This window comes from Stieleria tagensis (genome assembly GCF_024129865.1).
GTDB classification, from domain to species: Bacteria; Planctomycetota; Planctomycetia; order Pirellulales; family Pirellulaceae; genus Stieleria; species Stieleria tagensis.
The window spans coordinates 115,857-135,231 of sequence record NZ_JAMYFE010000058.1 but is presented as its reverse complement, the minus strand read 5'-3'; the positions used below and the strand labels follow the sequence as shown (position 1 = coordinate 135,231).

The 19,375-nt window shown below is 57.4% G+C and carries 11 protein-coding genes and 1 riboswitch; of the genes, 8 read left to right on the top strand and 3 right to left on the bottom strand.

What is annotated here, in order from left to right; genetic code table 11:
• Positions 1–10: 10 nt before the first annotated feature.
• Positions 11–790, top strand: a complete 780-nt coding sequence (locus NHH03_RS14785) for a polyprenol monophosphomannose synthase (protein ID WP_253157374.1) — start codon at positions 11–13, stop codon at positions 788–790.
• Between the two features lie 212 nt (positions 791–1,002).
• Here the strand turns inward: NHH03_RS14785 and NHH03_RS14780 are convergent, their stop codons facing one another.
• Positions 1,003–2,670, bottom strand: a complete 1,668-nt coding sequence (locus tag NHH03_RS14780) for a S41 family peptidase (protein ID WP_253157372.1) — start codon at positions 2,668–2,670, stop codon at positions 1,003–1,005.
• Positions 2,671–3,980: 1,310 nt separating this feature from the next.
• Between NHH03_RS14780 and NHH03_RS14775 the strand changes: the two genes are divergently transcribed.
• Positions 3,981–5,651: a hypothetical protein gene (locus NHH03_RS14775; protein ID WP_253157371.1), complete on the top strand. Its 1,671-nt coding sequence runs from the start codon at positions 3,981–3,983 to the stop codon at positions 5,649–5,651.
• A 664-nt stretch (positions 5,652–6,315) separates the two neighbouring features.
• Here the strand turns inward: NHH03_RS14775 and NHH03_RS14770 are convergent.
• Positions 6,316–8,985, bottom strand: coding sequence for a PSD1 and planctomycete cytochrome C domain-containing protein (locus tag NHH03_RS14770; RefSeq protein WP_253157368.1), 2,670 nt, complete (start codon positions 8,983–8,985; stop codon positions 6,316–6,318).
• Between the two features lie 332 nt (positions 8,986–9,317).
• On the opposite strand from NHH03_RS14770, the gene NHH03_RS14765 reads away from it, so the two are divergent.
• From NHH03_RS14765 to NHH03_RS14740, 6 genes are all read left to right on the top strand, one after another.
• Positions 9,318–10,400: a hypothetical protein gene (locus tag NHH03_RS14765; RefSeq protein WP_253157366.1), complete on the top strand. Its 1,083-nt coding sequence runs from the start codon at positions 9,318–9,320 to the stop codon at positions 10,398–10,400.
• 152 nt (positions 10,401–10,552) lie between these two features.
• Positions 10,553–10,825 carry a hypothetical protein gene (locus tag NHH03_RS14760; RefSeq protein WP_253157364.1) on the top strand — a complete coding sequence of 91 codons (273 nt, stop codon included), beginning with the start codon at positions 10,553–10,555 and terminating at the stop codon, positions 10,823–10,825.
• A gap of 217 nt (positions 10,826–11,042) precedes the next feature.
• Positions 11,043–12,443 (top strand): 3-phosphoshikimate 1-carboxyvinyltransferase, encoded by a 1,401-nt coding sequence (gene aroA, locus NHH03_RS14755; RefSeq protein ID WP_253157362.1) that lies wholly within the window; start codon positions 11,043–11,045, stop codon positions 12,441–12,443.
• A gap of 87 nt (positions 12,444–12,530) precedes the next feature.
• Positions 12,531–12,794: riboswitch (cobalamin riboswitch) on the top strand.
• 164 nt (positions 12,795–12,958) lie between these two features.
• On the top strand, positions 12,959–14,110 hold the full coding sequence (locus NHH03_RS14750; RefSeq protein ID WP_253157360.1) for a DUF1559 family PulG-like putative transporter: 1,152 nt from the start codon (positions 12,959–12,961) through the stop codon (positions 14,108–14,110).
• Between the two features lie 19 nt (positions 14,111–14,129).
• Entirely contained in the window at positions 14,130–15,056 is a 927-nt protein-coding gene (locus NHH03_RS14745; RefSeq protein ID WP_253157358.1) for a DUF4465 domain-containing protein, read from the top strand.
• Positions 15,057–15,199: 143 nt separating this feature from the next.
• A complete protein-coding gene (locus NHH03_RS14740) occupies positions 15,200–16,624 on the top strand; it encodes a sulfatase-like hydrolase/transferase (RefSeq protein WP_253157357.1) in 1,425 nt (474 codons plus the stop codon).
• 199 nt (positions 16,625–16,823) lie between these two features.
• On the opposite strand, the gene NHH03_RS14735 is transcribed toward NHH03_RS14740, so the two are convergent.
• A complete protein-coding gene (locus tag NHH03_RS14735; protein WP_253157355.1) occupies positions 16,824–19,259 on the bottom strand; it encodes an ATP-dependent helicase in 2,436 nt (811 codons plus the stop codon).
• Positions 19,260–19,375: the final 116 nt, after the last annotated feature.

The window sequence follows — 19,375 nt, the reverse complement described above, 5'->3', positions numbered from 1 at the left end:
TTCTTCCCGCGTGAACCCATTGTCTGCCCCGCTCGTTTTGGACGATTCCAGCGATTCCACGCCGCTGACCGTGGCGCCCTTGATCGCGCTATGTACCTACCAGGAGGCACAGAATATCCGTGCCATGGTGGATGGGCTGCGCGAGGCGTTTCCGGATGCGATCCTGCTGGTGGTGGACGACAATTCTCCCGACGGTACGGCCGGATTGGTGCGGCGGATGCAAGCAGGCGACGACAACCTGCAATTGATCGTTCGGCATGATGAACGTGGATTGGGATCGGCGATCGTTAGAGCGATGAAACATGCGGTGGCCAATGGGCATCGCTATTTTCTGAATCTGGATGCCGACCAAAGTCATGATCCGCGCCAGCTTCCTAAACTTTTGCAAACCGCAGAATCTGATCCAGAGTTAGACGTGGTGATCGGATCGCGCTATGTCGACGGTGGAAAGATCGTCGGCTGGCCACTGCGTCGTCGCATCATGAGCAAAATGGTCAATCGCTTTGCCACCGGTTTTTTGAACCTGCCGGTCAAAGACTGCAGCGGATCAATGCGCTGTTATCGAACGCAAGCGTTGCAAGAGTTGGAGTTGGATTCGCTGCAGTGCACCGGTTATGCCGTCTTGGAAGAACTGTTGGTGAAAATCAATCGTAGCGGCGGCAAGATGGCCGAAGTCCCGATCACGTTCACCGAACGCGAATTGGGACACAGCAAACTGACCCTCAAAGAAGCCTATCGATCCGTGCGATTCATGATGCGACTGGCCGTTGAGCTTCGCCGCAGGGCATAGTGGTGCGTCATTCATTACTTCCAAGAACAGACTTCCGTTGCTAACCCTATGCGTGAGTCTTGCAGTGACGCTTTCGCGTGGGGCATTGGTTTTTGGTAACCCGAAGCGTCAGCGAGGGATCCCGTTAAAACCCTAAATCCCTCGCTGACGCTTCGGGTTACCATAAAAGCGCTGGCTTCAAAACTCACGCGTCGGGTTGCGATACAACCGAATTACGGCCGGCGGCTGATCAATTGGCTTTTGGCCGATAACTGGGTGACGGCTTCTTGCAACACTTGGTCTTCCAGATCGGTGATCAGGTGACCGTCGTCGGTGGGACGTGCGGCGATGTAAGGCGATTCGACTTGGAAATCCGGATCGACTCCGTGATGACTGATCGCGGTGCCGTTGGGCGAATAAAATTTCGCGGTGGTCAAACACAACCCGAACTTGGCGGACCGCATCGGAAAGATCCCTTGCACGGTGCCTTTGCCATAGCTGCGCTGGCCGATCAAGATTCCTCGGTCACTGTCCGAGATCGCTCCGGCAAAAATCTCACTCGCACTTGCACTGTCTTTGTCGATCAACACCGCCAGCGGGACATCCCAGGTGCTGGCGCGTTTGGCGACATAGTCAAAGTTCTCTCGAGCGTTGCGCCCGCGAGTCGTCAGGATTCGCCCGTTGCTGAGGAATCGGTCGGAGACTTCGACCGCAGCGTCCAACAATCCACCGGGATTGCCACGAACGTCCAACACCACGCCTCGCATCCCTTGGCGGTGCAATTCCCATAACGCCGCCTCGACTTCGCGTCGCGTGGTTTTTTGAAAGTTGGTCAGACGCATGTAACCGATGCGTGTGTTCGGATCGACGATGTGAACGTTTTCCACACATGGCACTTCGACTCGCCGTCGTTGCACCGACAACTCACGTCGCTCGCCTTGCGGGGACGTAACCGTCAACGACACCATCGACAATTCCGGACCACGCAGCAGGTCGGCGGCAATGTTGGGATTGGACAAATGCGTTTCGGCATGTTCGACGCGAACGATTCGCTCGCCCGGTTTCATCCCCGCTTCCTCGGCGGGACCACCGGGGATCACAGACAAGATTTTCAACGCGTCCTCGGTCGTTTCCAATTCCACACCCAAGCCGACAAAGTTGCCGTCAATGTTGGAGAACATATCGTCCAATTGATCGGACGACAGCAAACGTGTGTACGGGTCTAATGTCGACACGGCACCACTGACGTATTCCAGCACCGTCACGGTTGGGCTGAGCCCCAGTTCTTCGCGAGCGACTTGGGCGACAAACGCCACGGTGCCACGCAAGTCGAATCGATTGCCGGCCGGCCGATCGGCGATGCGGCGATGAATGGTTTGTTGAAACTGATGCAACCGTCCGCGATCGGTTTGCGGCAGCGCGTCATGAATGAATTTCTCTTCGGTCAGTGCAATTTCAAGCGCGGCCGTTCCATGCAACAGCACGCGTGACCAGTCGACCGAATCGACATAATGCGTTTCTAAATTCGACAGGATCTCGGCATACAGATCCAGCGCCTGCGTCGGATCTAGATCATGCGCCGAGGCGACAAAACTTTTGTCGCTGTAGCGACGATTGACATCGTAGTGCAGGCGACTGATCACCAGCCGTTGATACAACTGACGCGAGCCAGGAAATTCGCGGGTCGCTTTTTCGTAGTGCCGAATCGCCTCACTCCATTTCCGATTCTCCTCCAGTGTCTCTCCCTGACTGATCGCCAGCGCCATCGGGCTGGCCTGCATTTGAATCGCGGTCGATGCATCAACGTCCAATGGTTGTTGAGCGTTGGCGTTGAATCCGGGTGAGCATGTCACAGCCGACAGACAAAGCACGACCGCCGACCGACGCAATGAGCGTTGCATTGTGCGCTGCAACTTCATCGGACCGGGACGGTGCGTAAGTGATTGAAGAACCCGTGCGAATGTTGACATACCGATTCGGCTCATGGGGTGTCTCTAGGAAGGAGGAGGGAGGGCGAAGAGCCGTCGTAAAACCGGGCCGGTCAACGTGCTCTCATAACGGCCGCGAAAGACACCCACAGCGGGCGGCCACGCGAATAATAGGACACAAAAGATGCCCGGTCAAAAAACCGTCCGACGGGAAACCGGACCAGCTGGTTTGATCGCTACGGATTAACGCGCGACGTTCTTTTTATGCTGGTCGATTCAATTGCGACGTAGAAAAAGATTCAAGTTCTTTCATCTCATCGCGGCCCCGTCGTGCGCTGCCTACGCAGAAAGCAACGTCTAGCGCTGCCATGGCCTCAGATTCCTTTCGCCGCTCATCCGTCGGCAAAGAAAAGATAGGCAGTGTCTAACTTAGATTCAAGTTTCCAAAACCGGCTTTCCAGTTTCACGTGTTTCACACAGATCCCCACCCGCGACACCGGGTCACCCGTCGCGCTGGCAAGCCAGTCACCGGTGACTGGCTTGCAGCCTCTCTTCAACCACTGTCGCCGGCCTCTACGATGCCAGTCTTAACACAGCCTCTGTGTGCTAAACCGAACCGTGACCCCACAATCGCACTGCACCATTGGAAACTGCGTCAGAGTCACCCACGCTTTCATTGCGACAGACTGACGGAGCAATGCACAACATTGATGCCTTGCAACCGCGCGATCGGTGGAACATGAAAGGCATTGCGAATGCATCGCATGCCAACCATCAACTGGCGTCATGATGCCGCGCAACAAGCCGGCTGTGCCGTTGACTCTCGCAGTCCGCGAAAACGTCTCAGTCGTACCGATGTACACTGTCTGCACAACCAGACTCGCTTTAGCGAAACCCAATCTTTTCCCAGGCACAACAGAAGCCGCAGCCGTCAAAGTTTCCGATAGGTGTTCATGTCCCGCAAACGGTATCGCTTCCCACAACAACCGGCCGGGATAACCGCCTGATCACACAGGCCCCACGATCAAGGTTCTCCCAAACCGTTTCCCGCCTAAACACCACCCAGGTTCATCCAGCAGAAAGGACTCTCACACTCTGACCAGAGCAACCGATTTCTCGGCTTCCGCATGACGCGGGGCTGGGCCAAACAAGAGGGATGGAACGCGCTTCGAAGCAGCGTGACTCTTGCCGGCCCGGTGGCTGATTGATCGAACGTTCTCGGCAGCCGGACGATCGGCAACCACCAGGGATGGAGTCTTTTTGAAGGAAGGAGCAAAGTCACGATGACAATCACACGGACGATCCGCAAACGACTTCGACGCTATGCACTACTGTGCCTAGTGGCAGCCACCACCGTCGGTGGCTTCGAATCCTCCCGATTCAGCGTCGCAGCGGACACACGCCACAGCAGCCCTCTTCCATCCGATCTGTGCGGATGGGTCGAAGACCTCTCAAACACTGAATTTGGACCGGATTCAGCGGCAGCGAATCCGGTCACTCAGTCAGCCAACGTCGGCAAAAACCGATCGACGGAAATCTTGGTCCCACAGTTCTTCGCGATCACCTTTAGCGAACAACTTTCCATCAACACCTGCAACTACGATACCTGGTTGGCGGATACCCTGGGCAACGCCAACCAGACTGCGAGTGCTACGGCGGTGACCGATTTGGCCGCTGCAGACCTAGCGGCCGGTGCCTACACCGCCGAAGATCTGCCCAGCACAGATCCACACGTCGCAGAGGTCGTGGAGGCGGCGGATCTGCCGAGTACCGAACCGCCGGCGAATCAAGTCGCCGCTGAAATCCTCAGCGAGCTTGACGCGCTGGCTATTGAACAAGCCAACACGCCGGCAGCGGTCAGCGAACCGACGCCGCGAGTCACCACCGACACCCGCACCGCATCGTCACGCACCGGAACCGATTTCAACTCGGTGCTTGCCGTCATCGCAGCGTCGGCCACGACCGGCAATCCGATTCCGTTTGGCCATTGGACCGAACCGTTCGCCATGATCGGATCGGCCGGCGGCGACAGCCAAATCACGTCCTTCCAAGGCTGGTTTGACGAAAGCATGCGGATGATCACGCAGGCCGACATCAAGCCTCCCGTGACCAAACCGAATTCGATCGCAGTTGAGAGCGTGCCACCTGTTGAAAGCCTGCCGCCCACGGAATTTGTTCCGCTGGTGGATTTTGACGGCCAGGTGGACGCGCCCGCGATGGCGGTTGTGGCCCAGGCAGACAACAGCGATCTGCTGCGGGGCAGTTCTGCGGTGATCGTCTCGATCCCCGAAGCATACCTGCCCTATGATTTGGCTGAGCGTGACATCGATCCCGAATTGGATTCGCAGGTCAGTACCGACGACCTGCCAGTCACGCCACCCTCCGCCGAAACAGACAGACCCCAATTGGTCTGGGCGGACGGACTGTTCTCACCCGCCGAACAGCCGTTCTGTATTCGTTCCCTGGCCGCCTTTAGGGAACCCGGTTGGAGTCCGCTAGCCATCGATTCGGCAACAGCGGACAAACAGGCGATGCCTGCTGTCGACCCGGCCCTGGTCGATTCAGCAGAGAGAGTGTTAGTGAAATGGGCCGATCAGCTCCGGCCGCAAGCAATCGGACGCAACGTCGCATCGCTGGTGGTGAGCAGCGACGAGGTGGCGGCGCACATGGCAGACGGATTGGCCCAACTATGGCCGACCAAACCAGCGCCGCCAGAACCGAAGCCGGGTAGCGGAGCAAAGTTGTTGGCCCGAGCCGAGGCCGCGGAGCAGTTGCCGCAGGGGCGCATGACGCAGCCCGTGATGGAGCAACCGCTCGCCCAGGCCAGTGCCACACTGATGCAGTGGGTCCACGCAGCCCAAAGTGTGTTCGACGAAGTGAATTTCCGTCTCAGCGACGTGATTGAGGTTGCCCGTAATCGTGGAACTCAGCACGACGCGACACGACGCGAATGATGCTTTGCATCGAAGATGCTTTCGGCAAACGCAACGAATCAAGCCGGTCTTCTCCATCCTGCCGGCACGCACCTTGATTCGGAACCGACTGCCTGATCCGCTCATTCTCAACAGGCTCCCTCCTCCTGGCGAGAATGAGCGGATCTTTTTCCCTCCCCACCTCTCCTGCTGCCAAAGAAGGTCCCCCTATGCTCGCGGTCCTGCTCGCTTGCACCTTAAAGAAAATCGTGATGGCACAGTTTTGGCGACAGCCCCACCCGCTTCGTTTCCGCGCTCGCCAAACTACCTCCGCGAACCTCGCTGACGACCTCGAATCAACGGTCGGACAGACGAGCGAAATCGAGCCACCGCGCTTGATCCGGTTTGATCCCCACGCCCGCCTGAGCGTTCCCAAACAGCAACGGCGCCGCCATAAACGAACCTGGTCCAAAGCCAGCTAACGCCGCCGCTCCATCAGTAACGAGCTCACCCAAGCCAGACGTCTCGCCGCGGATGATTCATCCGCCGTTGAACGCTAGCTCACGGTTCCGTCTGCGTGACATTGCCAAGTCCGAGGGACCGGACGCTAGCGCGTGCCGGTTGATTGGCGCAGTATCTTTTCTGACTGGTTCTCGTAACAAATTTACGACGATGAATTCACGCCGATCGATGCCAATGGCATGGATCAATCCACAAAGATAAATTCGTTGGACAACATCAGCGTTTGTGCAAGCTGTGCTAATCGGTCTAGTGACTCGGACGCTTCATCGGTTTGCGGTCCAGCAAAATCACTTTGCGAATCGCCTTCGTAGAACTCTCCATCGCTGCCGGCCAGCGAGATTTGGCAGCGCAAGTAGAAGCTATCACTGTTGTCCGATTCTCGTGGTGAGACGACGAAGTCGACCGTTTGACCGGCTTGGATATCGCCGTGAATCTGATTGAACGGTCGGTTGTTGCTCTTTTGGTTCTCGCGCCAAACACGCTCGCCGCCGACCCAAATCGCCAATTCGACACCATCGCCTTGTTCGTTGCGGTGGCCGACCATGCCGCTGATGGTGACGCGTCCGTCGGCCGGTGCTGTCCAACGACGAACGACCGCGTGTCTGGGGCCGGGGTGCCCATTTTCTACGCCGATCGACGCATAGCGCAGTTCGGTATCGGCCGGGATTTCAGGGCCGTCTTGCCAGCTGGATCCGGTGAAAACCGGCAATGGACGAAACGTTTCCACGCGGCTTTCCGGGTTCGCTGGTGAGGTTCCGTACTGCCACGCACGACGCGAATCGAAAGGCGGTTGACGTGACCGAGCCGTTTGGCTGAGAAAGGCGACACATTCTTCGAGTTCGATTTGACTTGGAGCTCGCGAAAGGATGCGATTGAACAACTGCTGGACCTGTATCTGGTGGTCGACGCTGGACGGTTCGGATTGCGTGGCGATGGATTCAGCCAGGGTTCCGATTTGGGGATGGTTCATCAGGAACAACGCCTGCTGGGGAACGGTGGTGAAGAACCGTTTGGGCGTGTGCGCATCGGGGCTGGCGAAATCGAAGGTGCGGAACAAGGACGGCAGGTTTTGACGATCGATCATCGCGTACAACGTGCGCCGCGGGCTGGGCGAACCGAGATGGATTTCCACCGGCGCACCACCGACCCTGCGATCCAATTGTCCGGACACGGCGAGGATCGAGTCGCGGAGAGATTCGAAATCGCGGCGACGACGATTTCCTCGCGCAGCCAAGCGGTTTTCCGGGTCCGCTTGCAACGCGTCGGCATCGCCCGCTTCCGCCGATTGGGCATACAAACGCGAATTGGTGATCCGGCGGATCAAACGCTTGACGCTCCAGTCGCTGGAAAAATCCACCGCCAATTCGTCCAACAATTCAACCAGCGGCGGCGCGGTGGTGCGGACGCCAAAGTCGCTGGCCGAATCGACAAACGGACGTCCGATCAAGTTCGTCCAAATTCGATTGACATACACCCGAGCCACTAACGGATTGTCCGCTGATGCGATTCGCTGGGCCAGTTCCAGTCGGCCGCTGCCGTCGTTAAACCTGGGTTCATCGGGCTGGCGCAGTGCGGTCAAAAATTGTCGCGGAGCGACTTCGCCACGATTGTGTGGTTGGCCACGCACGAACACCTTGCTGTCCGCCGGCGATTCTTTGTCAACCATCATCAGAGGGCTCGCACCCTCGTTGGGTTGCTCGCTACTGTCAATGATCCCCAGCAATGAGTAATAGTCTTTGGTTGGAATCGGATCGAACTTATGATCGTGACAACGGGCACAGGCAACGGTCATCCCCAACAGTCCACGAGTGATCACGTCGATCCGGTCGTCGATGGTATCGAAACGATTGAGAAACCGTCGTCCGATCGTTAGGAACCCCATCGCGTCCAGGTTGCCGGCCTTGTTGTCCGGGTCAAGGCGGTCGCCCGCGATTTGCAGCCGAATCATTTCATCGTAGGGAATGTCGCTGGCAAAGGCTTTGATCAGCCAGTCGCGATAGCGCTCGCTGCCCTCGAGCCGGCGTTCTTTGCCGGCCAAGGCATAGCCCACCGTGTCGGCATAACGCGCGATGTCCATCCAGTGGCGGGCGAAGCGTTCGGCGTAGGCAGGCGAGGCCAATAGTTGGTCGATCAACCGCTCGCGTTTATCGATTTGATCGGATTCACAGTAGGTCTTGATTTGATCCAAGTTCGGCGGCAATCCCGTCAGGTCGTGATACAAACGACGGATCAATTGTTCGTCATCACAGGGCGGCGAAATCGCAATCCCCGCCGCATCAGCGGCTTGCCGTGCGATGGTGTCGATCAAATCACGATCACTTTCGTCGCCAGGCGTTGTGGTTTGAGAGGGCAGGGGAACATTGAATGCCCAGTGAGACCGTGGATCGATCTCCATCGGAGAAATTTTGTCGGGGCCAGACGGATCGGTGCCATGCGGGGCGCTGCGGGGGTCGGGGGCGCCGCGGCGAATCCATTGTTCCAACAAATCAATTTCGCTGTCGTCGAGTTTGCCTTCGGGAGGCATTTGCAATTCAGAATCGTCGTAGCGAACCGCTTTCATGATCAAGCTGTTTTGCGGATCGCCAGCGATCAAGGCGGGGCCCAGGGTGCCGCCGCGCTGTGTCGACGCGGCATCATCCAAAAAGAGGTCGCCGGATGACTCGCCGGTTTCACGCGAGTGACATTCATAGCAATGCTCGATCAACAGCGGGCGGATCTTCGCTTCGAAAAACGATTCATCGTCTTTGGAGATCGTCTCGGCCGGTGCTTCAGCGGCGGTGGCTCTATCCGCAGTGGTCGTCAACGAGAGCACGGCAAGACTGATCGCGAGAGCAATCAAGTGGAATGGATTCATGAATCGAGCGGCGGGAGAGATTGAAGGTGGGGCCTATAGAATAGCCGCTCGCCGCTCACTCTCCAAACCCAGAGGCCGCCGCAGAGCAGCCGCCATGCCCCCCCGTTCGGGCCGGGGCAATACGGTCGACCGCTTCTTGTCGCGTCGGCCGACAGTCTTTCCACATGACAAAGTTTGCCCAGTCGGCGTCTGTGAATCCGAAAATCGTCGAGTCGCCGGAACCTTGGGCGCCGACCGTTTCTCCAACACGGTTTCTTGCGGTAGCGTGTGCACCCTCGTGACCGAGTCACCGAACCCTTCCCCGCGACTGATAAACAACCATACGGACCGTGATGCCTCAGGACGAACTTTCTGCCGCCGACCAGACCGACGCACAAACCATCGACACCGAAATGGATGCCCAGCAAACCATCACGACGGATGATCCCAGTGAATTGAATCCCCATGAAACTGGATCCGCTGACACTGCGACAGCCGAGTCCAGCGCCGAGACCCAAATGGACGGCTCGTCGGTCGAAGCTGCGGTCCAGCCCGAGCCGATTCAGGATGACGACTTGGACGCGGCCAAAGCTGCTTGGGAAGACGATGCCCCGTCGACTGACGCCGTGATCAGCGACGAAGCGCTGCGTCAGGCCGCCGAATTGGCCGAACCCTATGTCGGTCGTTGGAACACGCTGATCAGCACCACCAATTGGGAAAAAGGCCGGATCATTAGCGAGTGGCGGCAACAATTGATCGAATCCGGTGTCGACGCGACCCAGTATTCCGATGAAGCTTGGTCACGCCGCGTCGGAGGTGTCACCGCACCCCACGTCGGTCGCTTGCGCCGCGTTTACGACCGTTTTGCCGAAACCTATCAGTCCTACGACGCGTTGTATTGGAGTCACTTCCTGGCGGCTCTGGACTGGGAGGACGCTCCGATGTGGTTAGAAGGCGCTGCGGCAGAACGCTGGAGTATTTCGGCGATGCGTGAAAAACGCTGGCAAGCCGAAGGGGCTGTTGATGGGCAGCGTCCGACTGACAGCCAGATTGTCGAAGTTGAGACTGACGAAGACGTGACGTTGCCCGCCCAAGGTGGCGGCAGCGACCGCGAGTACGACAACGACAGCGGGGACGTCGCCGCCGGACCGTCGTTCGAAGGCCCTGATTTTGGCGACGAGGAAGAATTGCAATCGCTGGCCGGTCAGGCCGACGGCGGCAGCGGAGATTCCGGTGCAGTCGAGATGGACGAGGCGGGGTCGGCAGCACCGGTTCAGCCCTTCATCGGACTGCCCAATTTGCCCGATGACCTGTCCGACGCCGTCGAAATGTTGAAGTTATCCGTGTTGCGGCACAAAGCCACCGACTGGCGCGACGTGGACGTGGAAACGGTGCAAAAGTACCTGGATGCCGTTGGCGTGATGATCCGCAGCTAGCGGCGGCCGCAAGTTTTTTCGCATTCTTTTCAATTTTCGTTAAAGTCCGACTTCCCAGGTCGACTGCGGAATTGCGATTGTGTCGTTGGCAGGGCGTATGACGCGCCCTGCCAGCTCACTCATCTTTTCGCTTGCCTGGACGATGGATCGCCATGCCTGAACTCTCCCTACTTGCCGCTGTCGTTGATGCTTCGGCCCTGCCACTCCTTGGATTATGGGCTTTGCTGGCAACCAAATTGTGTGTCGGTGAAGCATTGCGCCGTGCCGAACGTCGGTTCTTGGTCGCGTTGGTGATCATCAGTTTGGTCACGTTGCGAACGGTGATCCGCCACGACGAGGTTTGGTTGATCCACACGATGACGCTAGGGATGATGGTCTTGGGCGTGTTCATGGTTCCCAGCCGCGAAGGCCAAATCGCAATCTGACTCTCTGTGCGGTCGTCTCGCAGTCGTCTCTCTGTGCGGTAGTGGAGTCTCTCAGTGCGGTCGTGGAGTTTGTTAAAGATCCGCCCCCGATGTCGGTCGGCTCGGAGGTCTCTGGGTTATGGACTTGGCGGCGATTCGCAATAATCGCTCACGATCAGACGTTTTGTTCTGAGCGTTGAATCTGCCGCCAAGTCGTACCTGCTGACCCATCGATCGAATGACGTCTTCCACCGATTCTCAATCCCAGTCCACACCGGCCCAGTCCACACCGGCTCGTGTCTCGGTCCAACCCGGCGGTCCGGTCGACGGCATCATTCGCCCCCCGGGCAGCAAAAGTCTGACCAATCGCGCACTGGTCTGTGCGGCAATGGCCAACGGACAGTCCACCCTCAGCGGCGCGCTGCGCAGCGAAGACACGACGGTGATGATCCAGGGGCTGCGCAAGTGCGGCGTCATGATCGACGTTCAAGACGGCGGCCAGACATTGTTGGTCGACGGCACCCAACGGCGACCCTGTGATGACACTCAACAAGAATTGTTCATCGCCAATAGTGGAACCACCATTCGATTCTTGACCGCTGCCTTATCGGCGGCTGCAGGAAAATATCGCTTGCATGGCGTCGATCGGATGCACCAACGACCGATCGCAGATTTGGTGGATGCGTTGTCGATGGTTCAAAGCGGCAGGATCCGAACCGAGTCTGCACAGGGCTGTCCTCCGGTGGTGATCGATTCAAGCGGTTGGCAAAACAACTGCATGCAGGTCGGCGGCAGTGTCAGCAGCCAGTACCTGAGCGGGCTGATGATGGCCGCACCGATCGCGCTATTCGCCCGCGGCGACACCGCTGTCGATGCGATTGAAATCGATGTGATCGGCGAATTGGTTTCCCGTCCCTATGTGGAAATGACGGCAGCGGTGATGCGCTCGTTCGGCGCGACGGTCGCGATCAACGATATCGATCGGTCAGCGACAGAAACGGTTTCCACGCGAGTGGTCGTCAGTGGCGGGGGCTACCAAGGGATCTCCTACGCGATCGAGCCCGATGCTTCCGCAGCCAGCTACTTTTGGGCCGCGGCGGCGATCACCGGTGGCCGCGTGACCGTGCAAGGTTTGACGCCCGACGCGATGCAAGGTGATGTGGGGTTTTGCCGCGTCTTGGAACAGATGGGATGTGCCTTTGAATCGAATTCTGATGGGATGACGATCTCGGGTCGCGCCGCGCGGGGGATTGATGTCGATATGAATGCCATCAGTGACACCGTGCAAACCTTGGCCGTGGTCGCTTTGTTCGCCGATGGACCGACGCGGGTGCGTGGTGTCGCCCACAATCGTTTCAAGGAAACCGATCGCATTGGTGACTTGGCAACGGAGTTACGAAAGTTGGGCGCGACGGTGCAGGAGCATGAAGATGGAATGACCATCGATCCGCCCGCCGATGGGATTCGTCCGGCCGTGTTGCAAACCTATCACGATCATCGAATGGCGATGAGTCTTTCGCTGGCCGGGCTGGCGGCCGACAACGTCGCGGTGGTCGATCCCGCCTGCACCGGAAAAACCTATCCCGAATTCTTTGCCGATCTAGAATCGCTGATCGGCCGACCACACCAGTGGGCTTGAAGGGCTGGGGAGAGTGAAGGATTCCAGGTGGCGTTTTGGCATTCCAATTGAATTGGAAAGGCAGTTGACAAAGCCCTGCCAGCCAGTAGTTTGTCGTGCGTTCAAGGTGACTCGTTCGATTTCTGTCGGGCGAGCGAACAGGGAACTCCGGTGAAATACCGGGACGGTCCGGCCGCTGTGTGCCGCCTGCGATCCAGGGGATCGCATCCGTCGCTCCTTCTATTGGAAGAGCCATTGCTTGTGATTGGATTGTTGGGAACGCGAGTTTCGAACGTCAAAACCAAGTGAGAAGGCTGTGAGCGATTGGAAATGGTGGTGAGTCAGAAGACCTACCTTGAATGAGACGTTTTCGTGCCTTCTTGGATTGAGGCAAACGTTGCAATGTGTGGCACCTGCCCTGCATTGGACCATTTCCGATCATCACGCAGCTGAGTTTCGAATCCGAAGCCGACCGCGAGGGTGCGCTCAGCGATGGATTGCTCCGTCAGGGGTGATCAAACAGGGTGTTTCAACCGATGTCAGACTCTTTGAGAGCGGCAGATTCAGAACCGGCGCCAGGTCCGCTGCCATCGCCGTGTACCGCGCGTTGTGCGCTGGCAGCTGATCAGGTTTGCATCGGCTGTGGTCGCACTCGCAATGAGATCGCGTCATGGAGTTCGCTGGACAACCAGCGGCGACAACAGGTCGTCGTCGCGGCACGGGCGCGGCTGGCGGCTAAACAAGCGGTCCCGTTGCCCAAACGTCCGGCATTCACCTTGGTCGAACTGCTGGTTGTGATCAGCATCATTGGCATTTTGATAGCGCTGTTGCTGCCCGCCGTGCAATCGGTTCGCGAGGCGGCTCGGCGGGTGCAATGTGTCAATCATCTGAAACAGTTGGGGCTGGGGCTGCACAGCTACCACGCGGCCTACAACAAGTTCCCCTTTGGTGGTGCAGGTGTCGCCAGTGCAACCAATCCGGCGTTGAAACGTTTGTGGCGACCGAGTTGGGGCACGGCGCTGTTGCCATTCATTGAACAGTCCGCGTTGTATCAACAGATCGATTTGGACGTGCCCTACTTGGATCGCGTCAACCACGCCCCGGGGGCTGTGATCGTGCCGACCTATCTGTGTCCCTCGGCGCCCAAGTCCGTGCTTCGTCGACCCAATGGGGACACGTTGACAGCAACGGTGCGGTTTGGACGCACCGATTACGGTGGCAACTATGGCGAACGTGGTTTGCGTTGTGCGCCACGAACCAATTGCCAGAACAACTATGCCGACATTGGAATTTCATCCGGCACCGGTCGCGGTGTGTTGTTGTTTGGCAAAGATCCCCAGATCGGGATGCGAGACATCCTGGATGGTTCATCCAACACCATCGCGCTCGGCGAAGCCCCCGAAGGCCGACATTCGATTTGGATCGGACACAAGAACCTGTTTGACCAAAGTGCACCGATCAACGCCCAGGTGAAAGCGGGAACGTCTTGGTCGTCATGCTCACCAGCGCTAAAAAGTCTAGAAGGCGGTTTCTGTGATTTTGGCCAGGAGTTTCACAGCTATCACCCCGGCGGATCGCATTTCCTGTTGGCCGACGGTTCGGCGCGATTGATCACCGAGCAGCTTGATTTGGCAGTGTTTGCCGCCTTGTTGTCACGACGTGGCGGCGAATGGATTACTGATTTTTAAACCCTTTGAATGATTGAAAATGAAACTGATGCAACCACGACGTCCATCCTCTTTGATTTTTTTGTCATCGGTGATTGTGATGGCGATGTCCGTGACAACCCACGCCGATTCCATTGTTGATTTCGAAAGTTTTTCACTTGATTCCACAGGCGTCTTCGACGGCCCCGCAGCAAATGCGGTGGAAGAAACTCGACACTACTGGTGGGGATCGCAACAGGAACAGGTCGGGACATTTGCGGTGGACGGAGTCGGGTTTTCCAACAGCAGTAGCGATTTCAGTTGGGGTGGTTTTGCCGTCTCCAACCACACCGATAGCTTGACGCCGGGCTTCGGCAACCAGTACAGCGCCATCGCCGGTTCAGGTGCCCTGGGGTCTTCCAACTATGGGGTCGCGTTTGGCTACCGTGACACCCAAACCACGCCAGTGATCGGACCGTCGTTGGTTCTCGATCCGACCGATGCAAACCAACTGCGACAGTTGCCAAGTCTTTATTTGCCTGCCAACACAGTGGCCCGGTCAGCCATGGTGACCAATACCACCTACACTGGACTTTCGATGCGAGACGGCGACGGATTTGCCAAGCAATTTGGGGGCGCCGGTGGAACGGACCCGGATTTTTTGAAGTTGACCGTATATGGCGTCGACGCAAGTGACCAGGTTTTGGGGACAACCGTCGACTTTCTGTTGGCGGATTTTCGTTTCGCCGATAGCGCCGATGACTACATCGTTGACGATTGGACGACACTCGATTTCGGTTCTCTCGCTGGTGCTCGTAGTCTGCATTTTAACTTGGAATCGAGCGATACGAGCGACTACGGGATGAACACACCGTCCTATTTCGCGTTGGACAATCTGACCATCACCGCGGTTCCGGAACCCAGTTGCATGGCGTTAATGGCCAGCATCGGAACGATGTTCGTCTGGCAGCGACGCCGTCGGTCGTAGTGCCCAGAGAGTGACAAGGGGGACAGGCTGAGGTTTCAGCATCGTGCGCGCGGCTTCCCCGGACAGTGCTGTTTTGGATTATCTTGGGCGGATACCGCTCTGAGCGATTCCCCACGTTCCCCTGCCAACACACTCACTCTCTCATGTTTGCACGCTTGACCTATTTGATTGCCTGTTTGTCCACGGTCGGCCTGTCATCGGTCGCTCGCGCCGATGAACGACCTAACATCGTTTTCATTTTTGCTGACGACCAGTGCTTTGACACGATCGCGGCACTGGGAAACGAAGAAGTGGAAACGCCGAATTTGGATCGATTGGCCAAGCGAGGCACGACGTTCACACATGCCTACAACATGGGGTCTTGGTCCGGTGCGGTTTGTGTCGCCAGTCGCATGATGTTGAATTCAGGGCGGTTCATTTGGGACGCCGAACCGGTTTGGGCGACGTCCGAGCGAGAGCGTCAGCAGGGGCGATGGTGGGGCGAGTACATGAAATCCGCCGGCTATCACACCTACATGACCGGGAAATGGCACTGCCGGGCCGACGCCGCCAAGTCGTTTGATGTAGTTCGTGACGTGCGTGGCGGGATGCCCAAGCAAACGGAAACGGGATACAACCGGCCGATCGTTGATCCAGAATCCGGTGAAATCACCGATCCGTGGTCGCCCAGTGATCCGAAGTTTGGTGGGTTCTGGGAAGGCGGCACACACTGGAGTGAAGTCGTCGCGAAACACTCGGTGGATTTCATCGAAGAAGCGAGTCAGAAAAACGATCCGTTCTTCATGTACTTGGCCTTCAATGCACCACACGACCCCAGGCAATCGCCCGCGGAATATGTCGCCAAGTATCCCGTCGAGCAGGTTCAGCTGCCAGAAAACTTTTTGCCAGAGTATCCCTATGCCGAAGCGATGGGGGCCGGGCACAAATTGCGTGACGAACGATTGGCACCGTTTCCCCGGACGCCCTACGCGGTCAAAACCAATCGTCAAGAATATTACGCGATCATCACGCACATGGACACGATGATCGGACGAATTTTGGACTCCCTGCAGGCGTCGGGAAAAGCGGACAACACCTGGATCTTCTTCACCGCAGATCACGGTTTGGCTTGTGGACAGCACGGGCTGATGGGCAAGCAAAATCTGTATGACCACAGCGTGCGAGTGCCCTTGTTTGTGATCGGGCCGGACGTTGCAGCCGGCCGCAAGATCGATGCTCCGGTGTACTTGCAGGACATCATGCCGACGACCTTGCAATTGGCGGGCGTCGACAAACCCAACCACGTCCAGTTCCACAGTCTATTGCCGATGATCGAAGGTGGTGAAAGTCCCTACGACGTGATCTATGGTGCCTATCTGGACAAGCAACGAAGTTTGCGGACTGACCAATACAAGTTGATCATCTATCCCGATGTCGACGTGGTGCGGTTGTTTGACATTCAAGCGGACCCATTGGAGATGAACGACCTGGCGGCATCGCCGCAGCATGCCGAAACGCTGCAGGAACTGAAGCAGCGTTTCAAAGCTCTACAGCAAGAGATGAAAGATCCGCTGGCAATCAAGTTGTAGGTTGTGGGATTCAGGTGGGGCCAGACACGCTGAAGCGTGAATTCCAAACCGTTGGAATTCAACCTTCAGGTTGTTACGGCTGGGGTTGGGTACCGACACGCTAAAGCGTGAACTCCAACGGTGTGGAGTTCAACCTTCAGGTTGTTACGGTTGGGGTTGGGTACCGACACGCTAAAGCGTGAACTCCAACGGTGTGGAGCTATTGGACGACTTCTAGTTTGGCGAATGCCAGGCGGAAATTGCGTTCTTCGTCGGCAAACTGAACGCGGGCCATTCGTTTGGGGCCGCGTCCGCTGACGGCCAAAATCGTGCCTTCGCCGTACTCGTAGTGCCGCACCGTGGTGCCTTCGCGAAACGCCGTCAGGGGCGGGCGGTTGGTCGTCAACAGATCGGCTGCCGTCTTGAGGACGCCGATGTCAGGGATCGCATTGTTTGCCGACGCTTTGTCTGGTGATGCGGTTGTCGGCGGGTTGGAATCGCTGGCGTCAAATGCGGTGACCGGTTCGTTGGTTTGATCGATCAATGCATCGTCGTCATCGATTGCGGCGTGGTTGGCGCCAAAGTCAAACGACGTGTCGGCACCATTGTCCGCGGTGGCGGCCCGATTGACTTGGATTTCCGGTAGATCCCATGTGTCGGGGCAACTTTGATCGACGTCTTGGTCGAACCAATCACGACGGACGGCTGATTCGATCCGCTGCATTTCGTCCAGTGGAAGTTCGTTCAAGAACGGGCTGGGGATCACCGGACGGGTATCGCCGCGAATCATGCGTCGTTTACAGCAACTCAGTTGCAACCATTGTTGGGCGCGGGTGATCCCGACGAACAACAATCGCCGCTCCTCTTCGAATTGGGCGTCGTCTTCCTTGGACCGTTTGTGCGGCAGCAGGTCGTCTTCCACGCCGACGATGAACACGCGTGGAAATTCCAGTCCTTTGGAGGCGTGCAGCGTCATCAGCGTGACGCGTTGGTCGCTTTCTTCGAAGGCATCGGTGTCACTGACCAAGGCGACCTGTTCCAAAAATGCTTCCAGCGATCCGTCGTCGGGATGGCGACGGTCAAAGTCAACCGCGGCACTAATCAGTTCGTCGACATTTGCCAAGGCACTGGCATCATCGCTATCAACGGCACTCTTTTCCAGGAATTTGTCATACCCGGTTTCTTGCACCAAGAACCGCATCAAGTCTTCCAGCGGCGCGGTGGCTTTGGTCGCCACACGGTCATAGATCGCGATAAACTTTTTGACCATCGTCTTGCTACGTTTGGCAAGCGATTCGATTTGGTCGGCGCGGCGTGCTGCTTCGAGCATCGGGATTCGATTGATGTCTGCGAACTGTTGAATTCGCTCCACCGTTTTGGCACCGATTCCGCGAGTCGGTGTGTTGATCACACGGGTCAGGGCGACGTCGTGTCCGGGGTTATTGATCAGGTGCAAATAGGCCAAGACGTCTTTGATTTCTTTGCGCTGATAAAACTCGACGCCGTTAACGATTTGGTAGGGCACACCGCGTCCGCGTAAGGCGTGTTCCAGCGAACGCGTCAGCGAATTCATCCGACAGAAAATCGCAAAGTCGTTGGCTTGAGCGGTGCCCGACGAGATTGCGGCAACGATTTCATCGGCGATCGAATCGGCTTCTTCGTACCCGGTCTCGAACAACCGCAGAATCACCGCATCGCCTTCGTCGTTGTCGGTGAACAAGTCCTTTTGTTTGCGGCGACGGTTGTGACGGATCAGTTGGTCGGCGACTCGCAACACGTTTGGTGTGCTGCGATAGTTTTGTTCCAGGCGGACCGTTTTGACCGCCGGGTAATCCTTTTCGAAATCCAGAATGTTGTTCAAGTCCGCGCCGCGCCAGCCATAGATCGATTGATCCGGATCGCCGGTGACCGACAGATTGGGGTGGTCGATCGACAGTGCGCGGACGATTGCGTATTGAGCCAGATTGGTGTCTTGGTATTCGTCCACCAGGATGTAGCGAAACCGCTGGTCCAGTTCGGAGCGCAGTTCCGGGTTATGCCGCAGCAGATTCGCGATGTGTAGCAACAAGTCGTCAAAATCGACCGCGTTGGCCGTTAGCAATTGCCGTTGGTAGACCGGATAGACCTTGGCCGCCACCGTGTCTTTGGGTGACAGATGTTGATTCTGCATGACCTCGGGCGTGATCAGCTGGTTTTTGGCTTTGCTGATCGAGTTGGCGATTTGGTCTGGCGAGGCATGACTGGTGCTGACCCCGGCGGCCTCGATCGCCCGCTTCATCGCCTGTTTGGAGTCCGAGGTATCGTAAATCGAATAATTTTCGTGCAGCCCGACCATCGTTGCGTAGCGTCGCAGCAGTTGGGCACAGAACCGGTGGAAGGTCCCCATCCAAACATTTTGGCCGGGCGCCAGACGATCGACTCGCAGTCGCATTTCGTCAGCGGCTTTGTTGGTGAACGTTAGCGCGGCGATTTGCCAATCGGGAATGTCTTGCGACAACAGATAGGCGATGCGGTGCGTCACCACGCGTGTTTTGCCACTGCCGGGGCCCGCCAAAATCAACATCGGGCCGTCGATGTGCCCGACCGCGTCTCGTTGGGGCGGCGTCAATTCTCGATACAGCGAGTTGTCGACGGCATCGTTGTGGGGATCATCCATGGCTGGTGCGGGCGGCAAAAAACAAGATCGAAAGCGAGGCGTAGAATGCGGAACAAACCATCATAGCGATCGCGGCAGGACCGGCCACGCCGGCGCACATTTCGCTGGGGCAAACG